Origin of the sequence: Bradyrhizobium sp. HKCCYLS3070, from assembly GCF_051167575.1 — a bacterium.
Classification (GTDB): domain Bacteria; phylum Pseudomonadota; class Alphaproteobacteria; order Rhizobiales; family Xanthobacteraceae; genus Bradyrhizobium.
In genome coordinates, this window is record NZ_JBNPTI010000004.1 from 304045 (window position 1) to 325084 (window position 21040).

15 protein-coding genes are annotated in these 21040 nt (G+C 64.9%); 8 read left to right on the plus strand and 7 right to left on the minus strand.

The annotated features are described in order from the left end of the window. Positions 1-3 precede the first annotated feature (3 nt). The 3 genes from ACQR03_RS16500 (at position 4) to ACQR03_RS16510 (ending at position 3287) form a co-directional block, all read left to right on the plus strand. On the plus strand, positions 4-978 hold the full coding sequence (locus tag ACQR03_RS16500; protein ID WP_315713811.1) for a type II secretion system F family protein: 975 nt from the start codon (positions 4-6) through the stop codon (positions 976-978). 8 nt (positions 979-986) lie between these two features. Further along, complete coding sequence (locus tag ACQR03_RS16505) at positions 987-1961, plus strand: type II secretion system F family protein (RefSeq protein WP_315753445.1); 975 nt, start codon at positions 987-989, stop codon at positions 1959-1961. Positions 1962-2045: 84 nt separating this feature from the next. Next, complete coding sequence (locus tag ACQR03_RS16510) at positions 2046-3287, plus strand: Zn-dependent hydrolase (RefSeq protein WP_315825980.1); 1242 nt, start codon at positions 2046-2048, stop codon at positions 3285-3287. A gap of 25 nt (positions 3288-3312) precedes the next feature. On the opposite strand, the gene ACQR03_RS16515 is transcribed toward ACQR03_RS16510, so the two are convergent. Next, positions 3313-4122 (minus strand): tetratricopeptide repeat protein, encoded by an 810-nt coding sequence (locus tag ACQR03_RS16515; RefSeq protein WP_316172663.1) that lies wholly within the window; start codon positions 4120-4122, stop codon positions 3313-3315. Positions 4123-4315: 193 nt separating this feature from the next. Here ACQR03_RS16515 and ACQR03_RS16520 point away from each other — a divergent pair, with 193 nt between their 5' ends. The 5 genes from ACQR03_RS16520 to ACQR03_RS16540 all read left to right on the plus strand — a co-directional run bounded on the left by ACQR03_RS16520 (position 4316) and on the right by ACQR03_RS16540 (position 12293). Continuing rightward, a complete protein-coding gene (locus ACQR03_RS16520; protein ID WP_316172664.1) occupies positions 4316-5695 on the plus strand; it encodes a leucyl aminopeptidase family protein in 1380 nt (459 codons plus the stop codon). Beyond that, the gene (locus ACQR03_RS16525) at positions 5688-6527 is read left to right on the plus strand and encodes an NlpC/P60 family protein (protein WP_316172665.1); all 840 of its coding nucleotides are present in this window, start codon (positions 5688-5690) and stop codon (positions 6525-6527) included. The genes ACQR03_RS16520 and ACQR03_RS16525 overlap by 8 nt, the downstream gene beginning before the upstream one ends. 1159 nt (positions 6528-7686) lie before the next feature. Then, complete coding sequence (locus ACQR03_RS16530) at positions 7687-8871, plus strand: hypothetical protein (RefSeq protein ID WP_316172666.1); 1185 nt, start codon at positions 7687-7689, stop codon at positions 8869-8871. Positions 8872-8909: 38 nt separating this feature from the next. Next, the gene (locus ACQR03_RS16535; RefSeq protein WP_316172667.1) at positions 8910-11399 is read left to right on the plus strand and encodes a hypothetical protein; all 2490 of its coding nucleotides are present in this window, start codon (positions 8910-8912) and stop codon (positions 11397-11399) included. An 87-nt stretch (positions 11400-11486) separates the two neighbouring features. After that, positions 11487-12293: a DsbA family protein gene (locus ACQR03_RS16540; RefSeq protein WP_316172668.1), complete on the plus strand. Its 807-nt coding sequence runs from the start codon at positions 11487-11489 to the stop codon at positions 12291-12293. A 481-nt stretch (positions 12294-12774) separates the two neighbouring features. Here ACQR03_RS16540 and ACQR03_RS16545 read toward each other — a convergent pair whose 3' ends face one another. Genes ACQR03_RS16545 through ACQR03_RS16570 form a run of 6 tightly spaced genes read right to left on the minus strand, consistent with a single transcriptional unit; the run spans position 12775 to position 20814 of the window. Further along, complete coding sequence (locus ACQR03_RS16545) at positions 12775-13056, minus strand: hypothetical protein (protein WP_316172758.1); 282 nt, start codon at positions 13054-13056, stop codon at positions 12775-12777. 39 nt (positions 13057-13095) lie between these two features. Continuing rightward, positions 13096-14733 carry an ABC transporter ATP-binding protein gene (locus ACQR03_RS16550; protein ID WP_316169637.1) on the minus strand — a complete coding sequence of 546 codons (1638 nt, stop codon included), beginning with the start codon at positions 14731-14733 and terminating at the stop codon, positions 13096-13098. Positions 14734-14738: 5 nt separating this feature from the next. After that, a complete protein-coding gene (locus ACQR03_RS16555; RefSeq protein WP_316172669.1) occupies positions 14739-15917 on the minus strand; it encodes an ABC transporter permease in 1179 nt (392 codons plus the stop codon). Next, a complete protein-coding gene (locus tag ACQR03_RS16560) occupies positions 15917-17029 on the minus strand; it encodes a microcin C ABC transporter permease YejB (RefSeq protein ID WP_315713801.1) in 1113 nt (370 codons plus the stop codon). The genes ACQR03_RS16555 and ACQR03_RS16560 overlap by 1 nt, the downstream gene beginning before the upstream one ends. 3 nt (positions 17030-17032) lie before the next feature. After that, positions 17033-19018, minus strand: a complete 1986-nt coding sequence (locus ACQR03_RS16565) for an extracellular solute-binding protein (protein WP_410051201.1) — start codon at positions 19016-19018, stop codon at positions 17033-17035. Further along, on the minus strand, positions 18907-20814 hold the full coding sequence (locus ACQR03_RS16570; RefSeq protein ID WP_316172671.1) for an extracellular solute-binding protein: 1908 nt from the start codon (positions 20812-20814) through the stop codon (positions 18907-18909). Before ACQR03_RS16570 ends, ACQR03_RS16565 begins: the two co-directional genes overlap by 112 nt. Positions 20815-21040 lie beyond the last annotated feature (226 nt).

Sequence of the window (21040 nt, forward strand, 5' to 3'; positions counted from 1 at the left end):
CCCATGAAGCTCCAGGCTCTCGCCCTTGCCTTCCTCGCCGCCACCGCGATCGGCGGCATCGCCTGGGTGTTTCTTTATCCCCTGCTGTCGGGTGAGCGGAAGGCCGAGCAGCGGCGCAGCACCGTCGCCAAGTCCGAGCCGGTGGTCCGACAGGCCGAGCGCAGCCAACGCTCGCGCCGCGAGCAGGTCGAGTCCTCGCTGAAGGATCTCGAGGCGAAGGCCCAGAAGCAGAGCAAAGTCCCGCTGAACATGCGGATTTCGCAGGCTGGACTCGACTGGACCGTGCAGAAATTCTGGATCGTTTCCGGTGTCCTCGGCTTCGTCGTCTGCGCCGTTGCCTTCTTCGCCGGTGGCGGCCCGCTCGGCGCGCTCGGGCTCGGCTTCGCCGCCGGTCTCGGTCTGCCGCGTTGGATCCTCGGCTACCTCAAGAAGCGTCGCGAGAAAAAATTCCTGGCGGCATTGCCGGACGCCGTCGACGTGATCGTGCGCGGCATCAAGGCGGGCCTGCCGCTGTTCGAATCCATCAAGGTCGTCGCCGCCGACGCGCCGGAGCCTTTGCGCAGCGAGTTCCTCGGGATCATCGAGACCCAGGCGATCGGCATGCCGCTCGGCGAGGCTTGTGCGCGGCTCTATGAACGGATGCCGCTTCCCGAAGCCAACTTCTTCGGCATCGTCATCGCGATCCAGCAGAAGTCGGGCGGCAATCTCTCCGAAGCGCTCGGCAACCTCTCGAAGGTGCTGCGCGACCGCAAGAAGATGAGCGAGAAGATCCAGGCGATGTCGATGGAGGCCAAGGCGTCCGCGGGCATCATCGGATCGCTGCCGCCGATCGTGATGCTGCTGGTCTATCTGAGCACGCCCGACTACATCTCGTTGCTCTGGACCCATCCGACCGGCCAGTTGATGCTGGTCGGCTGCGTGATCTGGATGTCGATGGGCATCCTGGTCATGAAGAAGATGATCAATTTCGATTTCTGAGGTGGACCATGGTCGACATTCTGGTCTCCAAGCTGCACGACCCGCACTTCATGACGATGTTCTTCGCCGCCATCGCGGCGACGGCCACCGTCTATACGCTGATCATGCCGCTGTTTGCAGGCGAGAACCTGAACAAGCGCATGAAGGCGGTCGCCAGCGAACGCGAGCGGATCAAGCAGCGCGAGCGCGAGCGGTTGAACGCCGGCGAGAAGGTCTCGTTGCGGCAGACGCCGAAGCAGCTCATCTCTCGTGTGGTGGAGGATTTCAACCTCACCAAATGGCTCGCTCAGGAGGCGGCCCGCGAGAAGCTCATCATGGCGGGCTACCGCGGCCAGGCGCCCTACATCACCTTCCTGTTCGCGCGCCTGGTGACGCCGCTGGTTCTGTTCGTCGGTTCCGTGCTGTACGTCTTCGTGATCGCGCATCTGCAGAAATCGATGCCGGTCAAGATCGGCATCTGCGTCGGCATGGCCTATCTCGGCCTGCAGGCTCCGATGCTGTTCCTGAGCAACGCGATTTCCAAGCGGCAGCTGTCGATCAAGCGCGCGTTTCCCGACGCGCTCGACCTGCTGCTGATCTGCATCGAATCCGGCATGTCGATCGAGGCCGCCTTCCGCCGCGTGGCGATCGAGATCTCGAGCCAGTCGATCGCGCTGTCGGAGGAGTTCACGCTGACCACCGCGGAGCTCTCCTACCTGCAGGACCGCAAGGTGGCCTACGAGAACCTCGCCCGGCGCACCGGCCTCGAAGGCGTGAAGTCGGTCTGCCTCGCGCTCCAGCAATCGGAGCGCTACGGCACCCCGCTCGGGCAATCGCTGCGCGTGATGGCGCAGGAAAATCGCGACATGCGCATGAACGAGGCCGAGAAGAAGGCGGCCGCGCTGCCGCCGAAGCTGACGGTGCCGATGATCCTGTTCTTCCTGCCGGTGCTGTTCGTGGTCATTCTGGGACCGACCGGCATCAAGGTCGCGGCCATGCAGTAGAGGTAGACCGCTCGCGAAAAATTTCGCTTGCGGTCGCGGCTCTACGCTGGAAGCTAGGCGGCGCATGATCGAGGTCTCCGCCTGATGTCCGACAAGCTCCGCCGCGCCGATGGCGCCCGCGTCCTCGCCGATCTGAACGCACTGCGCGCCTTCGGCACCTACAAGACCGGCGTGCACCGGCCGACCTTCTCCGACGCCCATCGTCAATCGCTCGCTTGGCTCGCCGAGCGCCTGCCCGACGCGCAGCTGACGCCTGATATCGACGGCATCGGCAACGTGCTAGGCACCAGCGCCAAGCCAGGCCCCAAGCTGCTGGCCGGATCGCATCTGGAGAGCCAGAACCAGGCCGGCTGGCTCGATGGCCCGCTCGGTGTCGTCTACGCGCTGGAGGCGGCGCGCGTGCTCAATCCCGATCCGTCCATTGTCGGTGCGGTGGAGGTCGCCTCCTGGTGCGACGAGGAGGGCCATTTCGGCAGCATGCTCGGCAGCCGGTCCTATGTCGGCGACGTCAGCGAGGCCGAAATCGATGCTGCCCGCGACCGCAGCAGCCCGCGTACGATGCGGGAGGCGCTTGCCGAGATGGGCCTCGCCGGACGGCCGCGCCTGCAGGCCGAGCGCGGCCGGCATATCGGCTATCTCGAAGCTCATATCGAGCAGGGCGACACGCTCGAGGCGAGCGGGCTCAAGATCGGTGTCGTCACCTCGATCGTCGGCATCTGGCAATACCGCATCACCTTCACCGGCGAGCAGAACCATGCCGGCACGACGCGGATGGCGGTGCGCAAGGATGCCGGGCTCGCGCTCGCCAAGTTCTGTGTGGCGATCGATACGCGCTTTCCGGCCGCCTGCGGCCCGCGCACGGTGTGGACCACGGGACGCATCACGCTCGATCCGGGCGCACCGAGCATCATCCCCGGCCAGGCCGAGATGCTGTTCCAGATCCGCGACGACAATGCCGCCGTCGTCGACCGGCTCGAAGAGCTGCTGCGTGAGATGGCTGCGCAGGCGTCAGCGGCAGGTCCATGCCAGGTCGTGGTCGAGCGCATCCGGACCGGCGCGCCGGCCATGATGGACGGCACGTCCCAGGATGCGATCGAGGCCGCCAGCCGCGATCTCGCCGCCGGCAAGTCGCTGCGGATGCCGAGCGGCGCCGGACACGACGCGCAGGTGCTGGCCACCATCATGCCGGCGGGCATGCTGTTCGTGCCGTCGATCGGCGGCATCAGCCATCACTGGACCGAGAACACCTCCGATGCCGACATCGTCACCGGCGCCGCCGTGTTCGTCGACACCTGCCGCCGCCTGCTGACAGGAGCGACACGATAGGCCACGTCATCAGCGAGGCACGTCGTCAGTCCGGCTGGTTGAGCGCGGCCATCGGCGCGGCATTGCGCGCCTTGCCCTTGCCCTGGCTCTGCCCTTGAATCATCTGCTTGAGATAGGCGACGTTGGCGGCGGCCTCGTCCGGCGGCAGATCGGCCCGTGCGATCTGCTCGGCCTCCGCAAAGCGTCCCTGCAGGCCGACGACGAGCGCGAGGTTCTGGCGCACCCGCGCGTCCGCCCCCTGCGAGCCGTAGGCCTGCCGCAGCACCTCCTCGGCCTTCGGCAGCTCCCGCGTCAGCATGTAGGACAGGCCGAGATTGGACAGCACCGAGGGCTCGCCGGGCACGATCTTCAGCGCGCTATCGTAATAGCGCCGCGCCTCCTCGTGGCGGCCCATCTGGTCAAGCACCGTGCCCTGCACCGACAGCAGCTTCCAATCGGGATTGTCCGGCGAGTGCGCGCGCGACAGCACGTCGAATGCGAGCTTGAAATTGCCGTTGTCGGCCAGCGCTCGGCCATAGGCGGCGAGCACGGTCTTGTTGCCGGCGTTGGCGAGCGTCGCCTGCTCCAGCACCGCAACCGCCTGCTCGCGCTGGCCGTTGTTGCGCAGCGCCTGGCCGTAGGCGACCGCGATGGCCGCATCCTTGGGGTTGGCCCGGTAGCGCTCGCCATACACCTCGACCGCGCGCTGCGGGGTCGCGGGCGGCGGCGGCTCGGCCCGGCTGCGCAGCGAGCCCGTGACGTCGGACATGGTCTGGCAGCCGCCGAGGCCCGCAGCGACGAGCGCGGTGAGGGCAACGGACGCAAGCAGCCGGGGAATGGAAGACGATTGACGCATGTCACGTGGACTCGAACGAGCGAATTGAACGCGCCAGCAATAAACTGTTAACGCTAACAGCCGGTTAATGGCGCGATCCAGGCGCAGTCGTCACATCCGCGTCGGTTTGCGGGCCAGGCGGCCGGCGTGATTGCAGCGGCCTTCAAACTCTGCGAAGTCTGGCTGCCGCGCGCCAGTTAGGGAACCATTAGGCATGCCGTCGATGTTCGAGACCGCCTCCACAACGTCCGCCATCCCGATCACCTTCGTAACGAAGGCGAGCTGGCCGGGGATCAAGGAGAGCCTGTCGGCTGAAGCACGCAACTTCGCCGAGGCCAACGTCTACACCGCAAAGCCAGGCAGCTATCTGGCGTTGCCCGCCGCCGACGGCCACATCGCGCAGGTGCTGTTCGGCCTCGACGACGACGCCAAGCACCGTGACCTGTTCCGGCCGGGCGCCCTGCCCGGCCTGCTGCCCGCCGGCACCTACCGCTTCGCCAATGCGCCGCATGATGCACGGCTCGCCGCGCTCGCCTTTGCGCTCGGCAGCTACCGTTTCGGCCGCTACCGCAAGACCGAGACGCCGGAGGTCCGCCTCGTTCCGCCGGATGGCGTCGACGCCGCCGAGCTGAACCGCCTTGCCGACGCGGCGACATTGGCGCGCGACCTCGTCAACACGCCGTCCAACGACATGGGACCCGAGGAGCTCGAGGCCGCGGCGAAGCAGGTCGCCGACCGCTTCGGCGCGCGCTTCACCAGCATCGTCGGCGACGATCTGCTGCGCCAGAACCATCCGCTGATCCATGCCGTCGGTCGCGCCTCGACCCGCGCGCCGCGGCTGATCGAGCTCGTCTGGGGCGATCCATCGCATCCCAAGGTGACCCTGGTCGGCAAGGGCGTCTGCTTCGACACCGGCGGGCTCGACCTGAAGCCGTCGAGCAGCATGCTCTTGATGAAGAAGGACATGGGCGGCGCCGCCAACGTGCTGGCGCTGGCGCAGATGGTGATGGACGCCAAGCTCAAGCTGCATCTGCGCGTGCTGATTCCAGCGGTCGAGAACGCGGTCGCCGGCAACGCCTTCCGTCCGCTCGACGTGTTTCCCTCGCGCAAGGGCCTCACCGTCGAGATCGGCAACACCGATGCCGAGGGCCGGCTGGTCCTGGCCGATGCGCTGGCGCTGGCCGACGAGGAGAAGCCCGACCTGCTGATCGACATGGGCACGCTGACCGGCGCCGCGCGCGTCGCACTCGGTCCCGATTTGCCGCCGTTCTACACCCAGGACGAGGCGCTCGCCGCGGACGTCGCGCGCTGCGCGGCCGCCGAGAACGATCCGCTGTGGCGGATGCCGCTATGGGCGCCTTACGACTCGTGGCTCGACTCCAAGGTCGCGACCATCAACAACGCGCCCTCGGGCGGCTTCGCCGGCTCAATCACCTGCGCGCTGTTCCTGCAGCGCTTCGTCGAGCACGCGAAGAGCTGGCTGCATCTCGACATCTTCGCCTGGACGCCGTCGGCCAAGCCGGGCCGGCCCGAAGGCGGCGAGTGCCAGGCCGCACGCGCGCTCTACAAGCTCCTGAGCGAGCGCTATGGCTGATCCGCGCCTCACGCCCGCGCGCGGCGACATCGCGGCGAAGCATCTCCAGGGACAGGTGACGGCCGCGCGCTTCGTCGAGGGCGAGGCGCTGGTCGTCATCGATCCGATCGCGCCGCTGCGCCAGCAGCCATATTCGGGCGCCGAGCTGGCGACGCAGGCGCTGAAGGGCGAGCGCGTCATAGTCTACGATCGCAATGGCGAGGGCTGGGCCTGGGGCCAGCTTGCAGCCGATCAGTATGTCGGCTGGCTGCCGGAGGCGGCGCTGGCAACGCCGGCTGCGGCGCCAACGCACAAGATCAGCGCACTGCGCAGCTTCGCGTTCCCGGGTCCGTCGATCAAGCTGCCGCCGGTCGCGACGCTGCCGATGGGGTCCGCTGTCGCGGTGGTCCGCGAGGACGCGAGCTTCGCCGTGACGGCCGAGGGCTGGTTCGTGCCGAAGCCGCACGTGGCGCTGCTCGGTGCCATCGAGCCCGATTATGTCGCGGTCGCCGAGCGCTTCGTCGGTACGCCCTATCTGTGGGGCGGCAAGAGCAGCCTCGGCATCGACTGCTCCGGCCTGGTGCAGGTGTCGTTGAATGCTGCGGGTGTGCCGTGCCCGCGCGACAGCGACATGCAGCTCGCCGCGCTGGGGCGCTTGCTCGACGGGGGAGAGCCGCTTCGCCGCGGCGATCTGATGTTCTGGAAGGGCCACGTCGCCATCGTGCGCGATGCTGACACGATCGTCCACGCCAACGCGTTTCATATGGCCACGCAGATCGAGCCGATCGGCGAAGCGATTGCCCGTATCAAGGCGAGCGGGAGCGATGTGCTCGCGATCAAGCGGCTGGATTGACTCGCCTCATCGCGCTGGCGCGTCCTCCCGATGAGGTTTTGAGACGCAGGCTCCCTCCTCCGTCATTGCGAGCGTAAGCGAAGCAATCCAGAGTCCCGCCCACGACTCTGGATTGCTTCGCTGCGCTCGCAATGACGCGGAGAGAGCGGCGCAAGAGTCCGATATACCTATCAAACAGCAACAGGCCGCGCCAAACAGCAGGGCAAGCATCCGCATTCTCGCGGCCGCATCGGTCCGAGTCCTGCTGCAATCATCCGCCCTCGGCAACATGAGAGGGCGCAGGGAAGGCCGGGTGCCGACCGCACCCGTGGTTGCGTGCAACAAGCACGCGGTAGTCACCACAGGTACGGGCCGAACATCCGGCCTTCCCTGCGCGATGTTTTGCGACTTACTTCGTGATCTCCCCAGGGACCGGCTTTCTTGCCCCTGTCGGCCGCAGGCCTCATCGGCTCCCGCGACCTTGACGCCAGCATCGGGGCGCCAGGACCACACGACTTCGCCGTCCGCATGACGCCGTTCGTCGGTGCGCACATGCACACTGCAACATCATCGCGGCCATCGCATCCCGCACCCGACGTCCGTGACGACGCGTACGTCCCTCTCGTGGGGCAGGACGGGGCGGAGTATGCACGATTTCCGAAAAAAAGAAAGATGAATATTTTTCGCGAGAGGACTGGACAGGCGTTCGCGGACCGCGCCCGTCGGCCAAATCACCCGCAATCGCGTGGGTTCTCGCCGCAGCCCAAGAGAGCTGAGATTCTGACTGTCGGCGCTTTTGGTAATTCGCCCGATCTCGAGAGTATAGCGACAGATTCGTGGCCCGGCAGACGATTGCCGCTTCTGTGAAGGGTTTCGGATGCCGGCCGCACGATTGACGGCGCGGCATGTTCGGGCGGCCGGCGTCCGAAAGCTTCCAAGGGAGGAAGCCGCGCATGGTGGGCAGGACTGGTGCGGAGGCGCTTTCCACCGTGGCCGGTCGATGAGCGGCGGGCACGACGAGCAGCTTTGCAGAACGGCGGTCGTGCGGTGATGAGGTGTCGATCCTGATGGCGCCGGTTGGCGCAGTCGGTCGATGGCGCGGCTGCCGTCGCCTCTGTTGATCTAGCGCAAGGCTGGAATTGAGAAGAACGCCCACGTTGATGCGACAGAGGGGCGGACCATGGTGTGCGCAGGACGCTGGCGGGTTCAAGGAGCGGCCATCGTCGCCGCGATGATTCTGCTGGCATCGCCGGCGCGGGCGGGCTGCAGTCCAGAAGACATCGCGGATGCCTTTATCGGGACGCTGTCCGCCGCATATGAGTGCAAGTCGGTCTATGAGAATGACGCAAGCCGCTACGCAGCGATTGCACTGACCGCAGCACTCAGCGGCGTCGCCTTGTCAGGGTCGGACACGGGGAAAGGGCAAGCCCTGGTCAATCAATTCTGCGCAGAGGCGCAGGGCAACGCCGACCAAGTCGTCAGCAAGCTGAACACGATCTTTGGCAACGCGATCGCGGAAAATGTTCTCGGCGATCTTTCCAAGGAGCTCGCAGCCATTGGCGCGGCCGCAGACGTCGTGAAATGCGCCTGCAAGAGCGAGCAGAGCACCGTTGGATTGGGTTCCGAAATCGGCTCATGTCTTCAGGAGGCGCTGTGCTGGGGGCAGGAAAAGCTTGGCATGCAGTCCTGCGGGGATTGCGAGGTCCTTCCGCCTGTTCAAGCCACATGCGCAGCGATCAACGCGACGTGCGAAAAAGTACCTTACATGGAGTGGTGGAGGTACCCGGAATGTCAAGGCATCGGCGGTCCCGGCTCGATCTTCAGCCCTTCCAGCAAAGGCGTCTATCAGGATCAATACGATCGATATGGCGTGGGCATGGTGGAAACCGGCGACGGGACGCTGGTGGTCACGGATCCCGGCGCCTATGCCTGCCACACAGGGAGCAGTTACTGCACCTGTCCGAAACCGATGGTGCCGCACTGGCAACAGGTCCCCAACCCCGGATCCGGCGATAGCAAGTACGTGTTCTCGTGCGATTGCCCGAAGGACACCCATCCCGGCGCGTTGAAGTCGGACGGGCTCTCCGAGTGCCTGTGCGACGACACCAACCAGGTGGCGGTCTTCGGCTTTGCGCCCTACGGCATGTGTCCGCCCGCGGCCTGCCCGGCCGGACAGACAAGACTCGGCGGCGACAAGAACAGCCCCTGTGTCACGCCCTGCTCCGACAAGAGCCAGGGAATGGCCTTTGACGGGAGCTGCTGCAATCCCGCGCAGATGACCAATTGTGGAGAATGTTGCCCGCCGGACACCGTGCCCAACGTCAAGACCGGCTCCTGCGAGCCGCGGCCCAAGCAGCCGAAATGAGGCGGACCGACATGATGGAGCTTGGCCGACAGACGTCCATGACAGCCGCCGTCCGTGCGATGCGGCACCTCGCCTGGCTGCTGATCCTGCCTCTCGCACTCGGGGGGCCCGCGTCGGCGCAAACGCCGCCCGGCGTTTACACCCCCGGCGATGCTGCAGTCACCGGATTCTCCGGGGCTATTCGCCCGTTCGAGATCGAGCCCGGTCAGGATCCCGACGTTCGGACCATCATCAATCCTGGAGGGCCGTCGCTGCGCATCGTCGATCTAAGACGCATGGGCGGTCCGCCCCAGGCGCAATTGGTCGGTGCGCCGAAACCGTTCACCGTCAGCGCGAAGTCGATCGGGCAGGTGTTTGGCGTCGCTCTGGACGACAGTTCCCCCGCCAACATTTACGTCGCGGCGACATCCGCCTATGGTCTCTCGATCGTCGCGCCGGGACCTGAAGGTCGACCGCAACATGTCAGGCTCGGGACTAGCGGCGCGACCTTCATGCCGGCACAATGGGGTCCGGGCGGCGGTCCGGGATCGATCTGGAAGATCAATGGCGCCACCGGCGCGGTGACGCTGTTCGCGAATGTCACCACGGGCGACAAGGCCAATTCGGGCGCGGCGCTCGGGGGATTGGCCTATGATCCGGCGACCAAGTCTCTGTTCGTCGCCGACCGTGAGACCGGGCTGATCCATCGCTTCGGCCCGAACGGCGTCGACCTCGGTGTCTATGATCACGGCGTCGCCGGCAGCGCAGCCGCGGAACTTCCAACGGCGCCGGCGCCAGCCGGGCCAGGCGTCGATATTACGAGTCCTCAATTCGACAGCGCGCAGCCCGAGACCTGGGGCTACGCGGCACCGGATCGGCGAGTGTTCGGCCTCGCCATTCGCGACGGCCGGCTCTACTACGCGGTCGCCGAGGGCTTGCGGGTGTGGTCGGTCGGGCTCAACGCGAACGGCTCGTTCGGTGCGGACGCCAGAATCGAAGTCGTCGTACCGTCCGCCGCCGGTCCCACCGAGATCTCCAGGATCACTTTCGACGATGAGGGACGGATGTTTTTGGCCGAGCGGCCGGCGCCGACCGGGGCGCAGGATTTCGAGGCCTTGTCCGCGCCGTCGATCGGCCGCGTGCTGCGCTATACGCTGATCGGTGTCACTGAGATCAAGCAGCCGATCTGGCAGCCCTTGCCGGACGAATATGCGGTGGGATTCCCCGAACGTTTCCGCAATGGCAATGGCGGCGTCGCGATCGGCTACAGCTACGACATGGGCGGGACCATGAATCCGGCCTCCTGCGGCGGCTTCGTCTGGACCACCGGCGAACAATTGCGCAACGCCACCGATCCCAAGCTCGTGGCTCAACTCGGCCAGAACGACGCGCTTGCGATCGACGGACTGCAGGGGAATCCGATCTGGCGCATCCGCCGCGGCGATGAGCCACCGCTGCTCAGTTACTTCATCGACTATGCCGACGCGCCGCCCGATCTATCAGCTCGCGGGCACATGGGAGATATCGCCATCTTGCGCGCGTGTACAAGGGAAGCCGCACGGATACGGCTGGCGCCTCGTCCAGCCGGCGCGCCGCCTCCCGCCGGCATGCCGAGGCCGCCGGGTCTGCAGACCTGCAAGACCCATGTCTGCGGTTCGGACGGATCGGTTTGTCCGCCCAATCAGATCTGGATCATCAAGACCAAGAGCTGCGCGTCGAGCTGCGCCCCGCCCAATGTTCTGGTCAATGGCCAATGCTGCTCGCCCAAAGACCTGCAGCCGGGGGGCATCTGTTCGAACAACAATCCGTCGACTGATATCGCCAAGCCGATGTGCGGCGTCAACCAGACGGCGATCGGCCCGAACAATGAATGCTGCGAGAACAGCCAGATCTATTCCGGCCCGATTGGCCAACAACTTTGCTGCGGGACGACCGTGGTGAACGGCGTGTGCGATCCGTTGAAGCCGAAAATTCCGGACTGGAAATGCCCCGGCTGCTGTGCGCCCGGCTATATGAAGATCGCCGGCAAGTGCTGTCTCAAGAGCCAGGCGACATCGAAGGGACAGTGCTGCCCGGCCGGCCAGATTGCGAGCCCCGACGGCACGCTATGCATACCGCTGCACTGGCTGCCGAGACTTTCACAGTGTTGCGCCTCGGGCTTCGTGCCGACTGCGAATAGCAAATGCTGCGCGTCCGCGAATCTGACGACGAGCGGCGAGTGCTGCGCGGCCCCGGTCGACCCAAAGGATCGAAGCCAGTGCTCCAAGACGATCGAGAAGAAGTCCACCACGGTCGTCCCCGTGATTCCGAAGCTGCCGACGACGTGCCAACCTGGTGAGCGGCGCAATGCCGACGGCGTGTGCGTGGCCCGCAAGCCGGGGGTGACGCGGGACCGGCAGGCGCCGGATGTCGGTCGCCCGATCGTCTGCCCCCCCGGTTGGATTCCGGGGCCGCTTGGCGCGCGCTGCCGGCCGACCGGCCGATTTGCGCCGCGCATGCGGGGGGTCAGACCGGTCCCCCCGCCCGGCATGATGATGCCGCGACGATGAAGGAAGCAGCGATGCACGAGGACACGAATTCGCAAATCATTGCTGCACGCCAACTGCGGAAGTCGGCAGCCATATGGAGGATGACCGATGACCAATTTGATCCGTAGCGTTGCCACGGCGGCTGCCGTCTTCACGCTGTCTTTGCTTTGCGTGCAGCCCGGCCGAGCGGAGAGTTCGCGCAGCGACATCGAGGCGATCGTCAAGGACTACATAGCGACCCATCCCGAAGAAATCGAGCAGGTCGTGAAGGACTACCTCGCCAAGCACCCCGAAGCCGTGCAACAGGCCATCTCCGACCTGATCAAGAAGCGGCAAGCCGCGATGCCGGCGGCAGCGCCCGGCTCCGACAAGACCGCACTGGTCAAGCAAAATGCGCCGGCCTTGTTCGCGTCCGCGCACCAGGTCACGCTCGGCAACCCGCTGGGTGATGTCACCCTGGTCGAGTTCTTCGATTACAGCTGCGGCTACTGCAAGCGCGCGCTCGGCGAGATACTCGAATTGTTGAAGAGCGACCCCAAGCTCAAGATCGTGCTCAAGGAATTTCCGATCCTCGGCCCCGGCTCGCTGGAGGCGGCGCGCGTCGCGGTAGCGGTACGCATGCAAGACCCGACGGGCGCGAAATACCTCGACTTTCATCAGCGGCTGCTCCAAAGCAGCGGACCCGCCGACAAGGCGCGCGCGTTGGCCATCGCGCAGACGATCGGTCTCGACGTTGCTCAGCTTGAAAAGGACATGGACAGCCTGGAGGTGCGCCAAAGCCTCGATGAGAGCGGCAATCTTGCGCAGAAATTGGGATTGAACGGGACGCCGAGCTATGTCATCGGCGGCAATGTCATCGTCGGCGCGGTCGGACTTGCCACGCTGAAGGCCAGAATTCAGCAGGCTCGCCAGTAGTACGCTCCGATCGCGAAGATATGCATCGACGCCCGAGGTCTCGATTTGTGCAGCGCGCGAGTCCGCTGCTGTGAAGGGCTTCGGATGCCGGCAGCATGATTGACGGCGCGGCACATTCGGGCGGCCGGCGTCCGAAAGCCTCCAAGGGAGGACACCACGCATGGTGGGCAGGACTGGTGCGGCGGGCTCTATGGGGATTTGAGCGCCGCAGGCGATCTGGCTGATTGAGCTCGAAATGATGCAGCGAGCTTCGCGACGATGGCGCCGCGTTGCGCCTCGCGTGAAGTCGGTCTGCCTCGCGCTCCAGCAACCGGAGCGCTACGGCACCCCGCTCGGGCAATCGCTGACGACGCGTACGTCCCTCTCGTGGGCAGGACGGGGCGGAGCACGCACGACTTCCGAAAATAAGAAACAGAAATATTTTTTCAGGAGGGGCTGGACGGGCTTTCGCAGACACGACCCGTCGGGCAAATCATCACACCTATCCGCCGTCGTCGCCGGCGGCTTGGCTTTGATGGATCATGACTGCCCTGGCCGCGATCAGGCGATCCGCTTCAGGACGACCCGGAAGTGACATTCTGTCGGTGACGACTTCGGTGAGATAGTTCGCGATCGACTCGGCATCGGCACCATCGTCAAGCATGCTGAAGACCTGCAGAGCGTAGCGGTCATATTCGTCTTCGGCGCCCTCGCAGCCCGAAAGGCCGATCGGGTCCCACTCGGACAGCAGAAGAGCTCTGATGAGATCCAGCTTGGATGGCATTGTCTCGCGATTGCTCGGCTGCGGAGGTCCGCTGATCCTCTACGAAGCCGCCGCGCCGTTCCCCGCCGTCTCGTTCCGGAACGCCGCCGCAAACAGCGCGCGAGTGTAGTCGGTCTTCGGCGCCTTGAACAGCTCCACCGCCGGCCCCTCCTCCACCACCTTGCCGTGGCGCATCACGATCAGGTGGCTGGCGAGTGAGGCGACCACGCGCAGATCATGCGAGATGAACATGTAGGTGAGATCGAGCTTGCGCTGCAGGTCGCGCAGCAGCGCGACCATCTGCGCCTGAAACAGCATGTCGAGCGCCGAGGTCGGCTCGTCCAGCACGACGAAGCTCGGCTCGAGCACGACGGCGCGCGCGACCGAGATGCGCTGGCGCTGGCCGCCGGAGAATTCGTGCGGATAGCGGAAGCGCGTCGCCGGATCGAGCCCGACCTCGTTCAGCGCCTTGATGACCTTGGCCTCCCGCTCCTCTTCGCTGAGCCTGGGCTGATGCACGCTGATGCCCTCGGCGATGATGTCGCCGACCGACATGCGCGGGCTGAGCGAGCCGAACGGATCCTGAAACACGATCTGCATGTCGCGGCGGAACGGCCGGACATCCTTGAAGGACAGGCCCTGGATCTCCTTGCCCAGGAACACGATCGGACCGTCGGAGGAGATCAGCCGCAGCAGCGCCAGGCCCAACGTGGTCTTGCCGGAGCCGGACTCGCCGACGACGCCGAGCGTCTCGCCCTTGCGCACGGCGATGCTGACGCCGTCCACGGCCTTGATGTGGCCGACCGTGGAGCGGAACAGGCCGCGCTTGATCGGAAACCAGACCTTGAGGTCCCTGGCCTGCATCACGACCGGCTGATCGGGCCGCGGCGGCGCCGGGTCCGGCTTCGGCTCGGCCGCGAGCAGCGCCTTGGTGTAGGGATGGGAGGGCGCGGTGAACACCTGCTCCACCGGCCCCTGCTCGACGATCTTGCCACCGTTCATGACGCAGACGCGATCGGCGATGCGCCGGACGATGCCGAGATCGTGGGTGATGAAGAGCAGGCTCATGCCGAGCCGCGCGCGGATGTCGGCGAGCAGCGCCAGGATCTGTGCCTGCACGGTGACGTCGAGCGCGGTGGTCGGCTCGTCGGCGATCAGCAGATCCGGCTCGTTGGCGAGCGCCATCGCGATCATCACGCGTTGGCGCTGGCCGCCGGAGAGCTGATGCGGATAGCTGCCGAGCCGCGTTTCCGGCTCGGGGATGCCGACCTGCGTGAGCAGCTCGAGCACGCGCGCCCGCGCCGCGCCGTTCGAGATCGGTCGATGCAGATGCAGGATCTCGCCGATCTGCCGCTCGATCGTGTGCAGCGGATTGAGCGAGGTCATCGGCTCCTGGAAGATGATGGAGATGTCGCTGCCGCGGATGCCGCGCATCTCGCCCTCCGACAGCGGCAGCAGATCGCGGCCGTTGAAGCGGATGCTGCCCGACGGGTGCGAGGCGACCGGATAGGGCAGCAGCTTCAGCACCGACAGCGCGCTGACCGATTTGCCCGAGCCGGATTCGCCGACGAGGGCAACGCACTCGCCGCGCCTGATGTCGAACGAGACGTGGTCGACGGCGGTCGACACGCGGCCCTGCTGGTGGAAGGTCACCGAGAGATCGCTGACCGAGAGCAGCGGCTGGCTGATCGCATCCATGTCGGTCACCTGAACGTCTTGCGCGGATCGAACGCGTCGCGCACGGCCTCGCCGATGAAGATGAGCAGCGACAGCATGATCGCGACCGAGAAGAAGCCGGTCAGGCCGAGCCACGGCGCCTGCACATTGGCTTTGGCCTGCGACAGCATCTCGCCCAGCGACGGCGAGCCGGGCGGCAGGCCGAAGCCGAGGAAGTCGAGCGCGGTCAACGTCATCACCGAGCTCGACACGATGAAGGGCAGGAAGGTCATGGTCGCGACCATCGCGTTCGGCAGGAGATGCCGCCACATGATGACGGCATTGGAGACGCCGAGCGCGCGCGCGGCCTGGATGTATTCGAAATTGCGGCCGCGCAGGAATTCGGCGCGGACCAGGCCGACCAGCGACACCCAGGAGAACAGCAGCATGATCCCGAGCAGCGTGAAGAAGCCGGGCACCAGCACCGCCGACAGGATCAGGAGCAGATAGAGATAGGGAATCGCGTTCCAGATCTCGATGAAGCGCTGGAACAGGAGATCGACCCAGCCGCCGAAATAGCCCTGCACGCCGCCGGCGGCGATGCCGATGATCGAGGAGAAGAACGTCAGGGACAGGCCGAACAGGACGGAGATGCGGAAACCGTAGATCAGCCGCGCGACGACGTCGCGACCCTGATCATCGGTGCCGAGCCAGTTGTATTCGAGATCCCGGCAGCTCTTCAGCCCCTTTCTCTCGACCACCGCCTTGCACTGCGATTCCTTCAGCATCCAGGTCGGCGGCGACGGCGCGGGCGTCGGCAGGTCGAGATTATGCGTGGCGTAGGAATAGCGGATCAAAGGCCAGATCACCGTACCGCCCTTGTCGGCGATCAGCTTCTGCAAATAGGGATCGCGGTAGTCGGCCGCGGTCTCGAAGTCGCCGCCGAATGCCGTTTCCGGATAGGAGACGAACGCAGGGAAGTAAAGGTGGCCGTCGAACTTGATCAGGAACGGCCGGTCGTTGGCGATCAGCTCGGCGAACAGCGACACGACGAACAGGAACAGGAACAGCCACAGCGACCAGTAGCCGCGGCGGTTGGCCTTGAAGTTCTGCCAGCGGCGCTGATTGAGCGGCGACGGCCGGAAACGATGCCGCGTCGGCGGCACGGCCTCGCCGAGCGGGGCCTGCGTCGTGGTCTCGACCGGAGGGGGGGCTGTGATCGTCATCAGACCTCCCGCGCCTCGAAGTCGATCCGCGGATCGATCCACATGTAGGTCAGATCCGAGACCAGGTTGATGGCGAGGCCGAGCAGCGAAAAGATGAAGAGATTGCCGAACACAACGGGATAATCACGATTCAGAATGCTCTCGAACGAGAGCAGGCCGAGCCCATCCAGCGAGAAGATGGTCTCGATCAGCAGCGAGCCGGAAAAGAACGCGTGGATGAAGGTGCCCGGAAAGCCGGCGATCACGATCAGCATGGCGTTACGGAAGACGTGGCCGTACAGCACCTGGTTCTCGCTGCAGCCCTTGGCGCGCGCAGTCATGACATATTGCTTGCGGATCTCGTCGAGAAACGAGTTCTTGGTCAGCAAGGTCATGGTCGCGAAGGCGCCGAGCGCCATCGACACCAGCGGCAAAGTGAGATGCCAGAAATAGTCGATGATCTTCCAGTACCACGGGAAGTCCGACCAGCCATCCGAGGTCAGCCCGCGCAGCGGGAAGATGTTGAGGAACGAGCCGCCAGCGAGCAGGATGATCAGCAGGATCGCGAACAGGAAGCCCGGAATGGCGTAGCCGACGATGATCACGGCCGAAGTCCAGACGTCGAAGCGCGAGCCATCCTGCACCGCCTTGCGGATCCCCAGCGGAATCGAGATCAAATAGGTCAGCAAGGTCATCCAGATGCCGAGCGACATCGACACCGGCAGCTTCTCCTTGATGAGCTGCAGCACTGACGTGTCGCGGAAATAGCTCTTGCCGAAATCGAAGCGCGCGAAGTTCCAGACCATCAGCGCGAACCGCTCCGGCGCCGGCTTGTCGAAGCCGAACTGCTTTTCGAGCTGCTTGATGAAGGCGGGATCGAGCCCCTGCGCGCCGCGGTATTTCGAGTTCAGCTCGCTGCCGGATCCCACCTGTCCCGGCGGCCGCGCGCCGAAATCCGAACCGCTGCCGCCTGAAATCCGCGAGGTCCCGCCGGTGTCGGCGCCGGTCAATTGCGCGATGACGCGCTCCACCGGACCGCCCGGCGCGAACTGCACCACGACGAAGGAGATGAAGAGGATCCCGAGCAGGGTCGGGAGCATCAGCAAGATGCGACGGGCAATATAGGCAGCCATGAACTACTTCGCCTGCTCCAACTTTGCGGCCTTGGCGGCATCGTACCACCAGATGTCGGGAGCGCCGACGCCCGAGGCGTATTTCGGCGGCTTCGGCGGATGGTCGAACTGATCCCAATAGGCAATCGGGTGGGTCTGGCGATACCATTGCGGTATCCAGTAGTGGCCGGCGCGGAACACGCGGTCGAGCGCCCGGCAGGCCAAGGTCAGCTCGCTGCGCGTCTCCGCGGCGATGGCCTTGGCGACCAGCGCGTCGAGCGCGGGATTGCTGATCCCGGCGAGATTGTAGGAGCCCTTGGTCTTTGCCGTGTCCGAGGTGAAGTAAGCCCGGAGGCCGTCGCCGGGGGTCGGCGACATCGACATCCGCTGAATGGCGATGTCGAAATCGAAATCCTCGACCCGCGCGCGATATTGCACGGCGTCGACGATCCGCAACTCGGCGTCGATGCCGAGCGTCTGCAGGTTCTTGATCAGCGTGCCGTGGTGCGGCTTGAACGAGACCTCGTCGATCAGGAACTCGATCGCGAACACCTCGCCGGACGGCAGCAGCCGCTTGCCGTCCTTGACCGGCAGGCCGGCCTGCTGCAGCAGTTGCGTCGCCTTGCGCAGCAGCGCGCGATCCTGGCCGGAGCCGTCCGAGACCGGCGGCACGAACGGCTCGCCGAACACATCGTCGGGCACCTGGCCGCGGAACGGCTCGAGCAGCTTCAGCTCCTCGGGCGAGGGCGGCCCGACCGCGACCATGTCCGAGTTCTGGAACGGCGACACCGTGCGCGCATAGGCGCCGTACATGATGGTCTTGTTGGTCCACTCGAAGTCGAACGCGTAGGTCAACGCCTGGCGGACGCGGGGATCCTTGAACTTGTCGCGGCGGGTGTTGATGAACCAGCCCTGCCCGCCGGACGGCGTCTCGTCCGGCAAGAGCTCGCGCTTGACGCGGCCGTCCTTGATCGCCGGGAAGTCGTAGCGCGTGGCCCAGATGCGGGCGGTGAACTCCTCGCGGAACAGATAGCTCTTGGCCGTGAAGCCCTCGAAGGCGACGTCGCGGTCACGATAGAACTCGTAGCGCACGATGTCGAAATTATACATGCCGCGGCTGACCGGCAGGTCGGCCGCCCACCAGTCCTTGACACGCTCGAACTCGACGTAGCGGTTGATCTCGTATTTGCCGACCTTGTACGGCCCCGAGCCGAGCGGCACGTCGAGCGGACCCTCGTCGAACGCGCGGTTGGCGTACCAGGCCTTGGAGAAGATCGGCAGGGTCACGACATAGAGCGGCACGTCGCGCGCGCGCTTCTCGACGAAGCTCACCACGACGGTCGCATCGTCGATCGCCTCGGCCTTCACGAAGTCGCGCAGCTGAACAACGATCAGTGGATGGCCCTTCTCCTTCAGCGTGTTCAGCGAGAAGGCGACGTCTTGCGCGGTGATCCTGCTGCCGTCATGGAAGCGCGCCTCGGGCCGCAAGGTGAAGCGGTAGGCCAGCTTGTCCGCGGAGATCGCCACGGATTTCGCGACCAGCCCGTACACCGCGTCCGGCTCGTCGCTCGCGCGCACCATCAGGGTCGCGAACGTCATGTCCATGCCCTGCGCGCCCTCACCTTTCAGGACGTAGGCATTGAACGAATTGAAGGTCTGATAGGACTGGTTATAGGCGCGCACCGAGGGGATCAGCGAGAACAGCCCGCCCTTCGGCGCGTCCGGATTGACGTAGTCGAAATGGCGGAAGTCGGCCGGGTACTTCAAGTCGCCGAAGGCCGACATGCCGTGCGACTCGGCACCGAACTCCGCCGCCAAAACCGGCTTCAGAAGGGGAACGCTCAACGCGCCCAGGCCGAGCCCGAGCACGCTGCGACGGGACAGATCGCGATGGGTGCTCAAGAGCGTCCACCCGTCTTGGCCGCCTTCGCAGCGTCCCACCACCAGATGTCGGGAAACCCCGATAGGCCGAACTTGGGCAGTTGATCCGGGCGACCAAATCGGTCCCATCGTGCCGCCCGCAGTTTCGGGTAATTCCATTGCGGCACGACATAGTGATTCCACAGCAGCACTCGATCGAGCGCGCGCGTGGAAGCGATGAGGTCATCACGGCTCTTGGCGAAGATGACCTGTTCGATCAGCTTGTCGATCGCTGGATTCTTGATGCCAATGTAATTTTCAGACCCGCTGGCGTCGGCCGCCTGAGATCCCCAATATTCACGCTGCTCGTTGCCGGGCGAGAGGGACTCGCCCCACGAGTGGAGCGCGAGCATGTCAAAGTCGCGATTGCGCAGGCGATTTTCATATTGGATGGCATCGACGGCGCGAACGGAAACCGAGAAGCCAAGACGCTCGAGCGAAGGCTTGTAGAACAGCGCGACGCGTTCATACGCCGGATCATCGGTCAACGTGAGCAACTCGATGCTCATGGGTTGCCCCGTCTTCGCGTTCACGAGCTTTCGCTCGCGAACCTCATATCCCGCATCCTTCAGGAGGCGCAGGGCCTCCAGAAGGTTACGCCGAACGGCCTCCGGGCTGCCGCCCACCGGATTGCTGTATTCCGTCGTGAAAACCTCCGCAGGCACGTCGCTGCGGACCATCTCCAGAATCTCAAGCTCGCGCCCTTGCGGAAGCCCAGAGGATGCGAGCTCCGTTCCGTCGAAGTAACTCGATATCCTCTTGTAGGCGCCGTAGAAGAGTTGCTTGTTCATCTCCTCGAAGTCGAAAGCGAAATTGAGCGCCCGCCGGACACGAGGGTCCGTGAACTGACTCCGGCGGGTATTCGGTACAAACGCCTGCATCACGCCGGAGCTGCGATTGGGAAACTCCTCCAGCACCACACGCTTGTCCTTGACAGCCGGAAAGTCATAGGCCGTCGCCCAGTTCTTCGCCGAGCTCTCGGTCCGCCAATCGCATTGATCGCCCTTGAACGCCTCCAGTGCCACTAGGCTGTCGCGCACGTAGTCGAAGCGCAGCTCATCGAAATTATAACGACCGACATTGACGTTGAGGTTGCGAGCCCAGCAATCATTCACGCGCTGCAGAACGATCGTACGTCCGGCGACGAACTCCTTAATCCGGTAAGGCCCGGATCCGAGCGGCGGCTCCAAAGTGGTTGCGGAGATATCACGCTTCTGCCCGTTGCTGTTTGACCCTTCCCACCAATGTTTTGGCAGCACCATCAGTTCACCGACAATCTGCGGCAGTTCGCGATTGCCCGGTGCATCGAAAGTGAACTTTACGTCACGCTCGCCAACGGCCTCTGCTCCCACGACATGCTTGTAGTAGGCGCTATAGCGTGGATGGTGTGTCTTGAAGGATTGTAGCGAAAAGATCACGTCGGCTGGCGTGACCGGCCTCCCGTCGTGCCATTTGGCATCCGCCCGCAGACGGTAAATGACCCAGGAGTAGTCGCTGGGGTACTGCGCCGCCTCGGCCAGCAGTCCATACTCCGTGGCCGCCTCGTCGAGAGAACGCGCCATCAAGGTCTCGTAGATGTAGGCCGTGCCGACCCCGAGCGAACCTTTGACGCCCGAAACGACAGGATTGAAGTTGTCGAATGTTCCGGCCGGCGCCAACCTTACGGTGCCGCCCTTTGGGGCGTCCGGATTGACGTAGTCATAAAGCTTAAAGTTCACCGGATATTTGACATCCCCAAACAGCGACAGAGCATGCCGCCAGGCTGGATCTTCGCCGGCCTGCGCCTGCGCGGCGTCGAGCGGGGCAAGGCTGGCGGCGGTGCCGAGCGCCGGGGTCATCGCAGCGAAGACGCTGCTCTGCAGGAGCTGTCGTCGGGTAATCGTCAAATGAGACTTCCTCTGAATAAGACCGCTTGAAGCAGGTGGTCGGCCGTGGCCGCTGCTGCTCCCAGATCCAACGTTCGATCGTAACCCAATTCGCAAGGGCAGGTTTCGCCGGCCTCAGCCAGGGTGCTCCGGCCCCGCGAACCCGTTCCATTCAGGGGACCAATATACGGCAAGGTTTCGACCAATAACCTTGCTTTTTCCTCATGATACCGGGTTGTGAACGAGG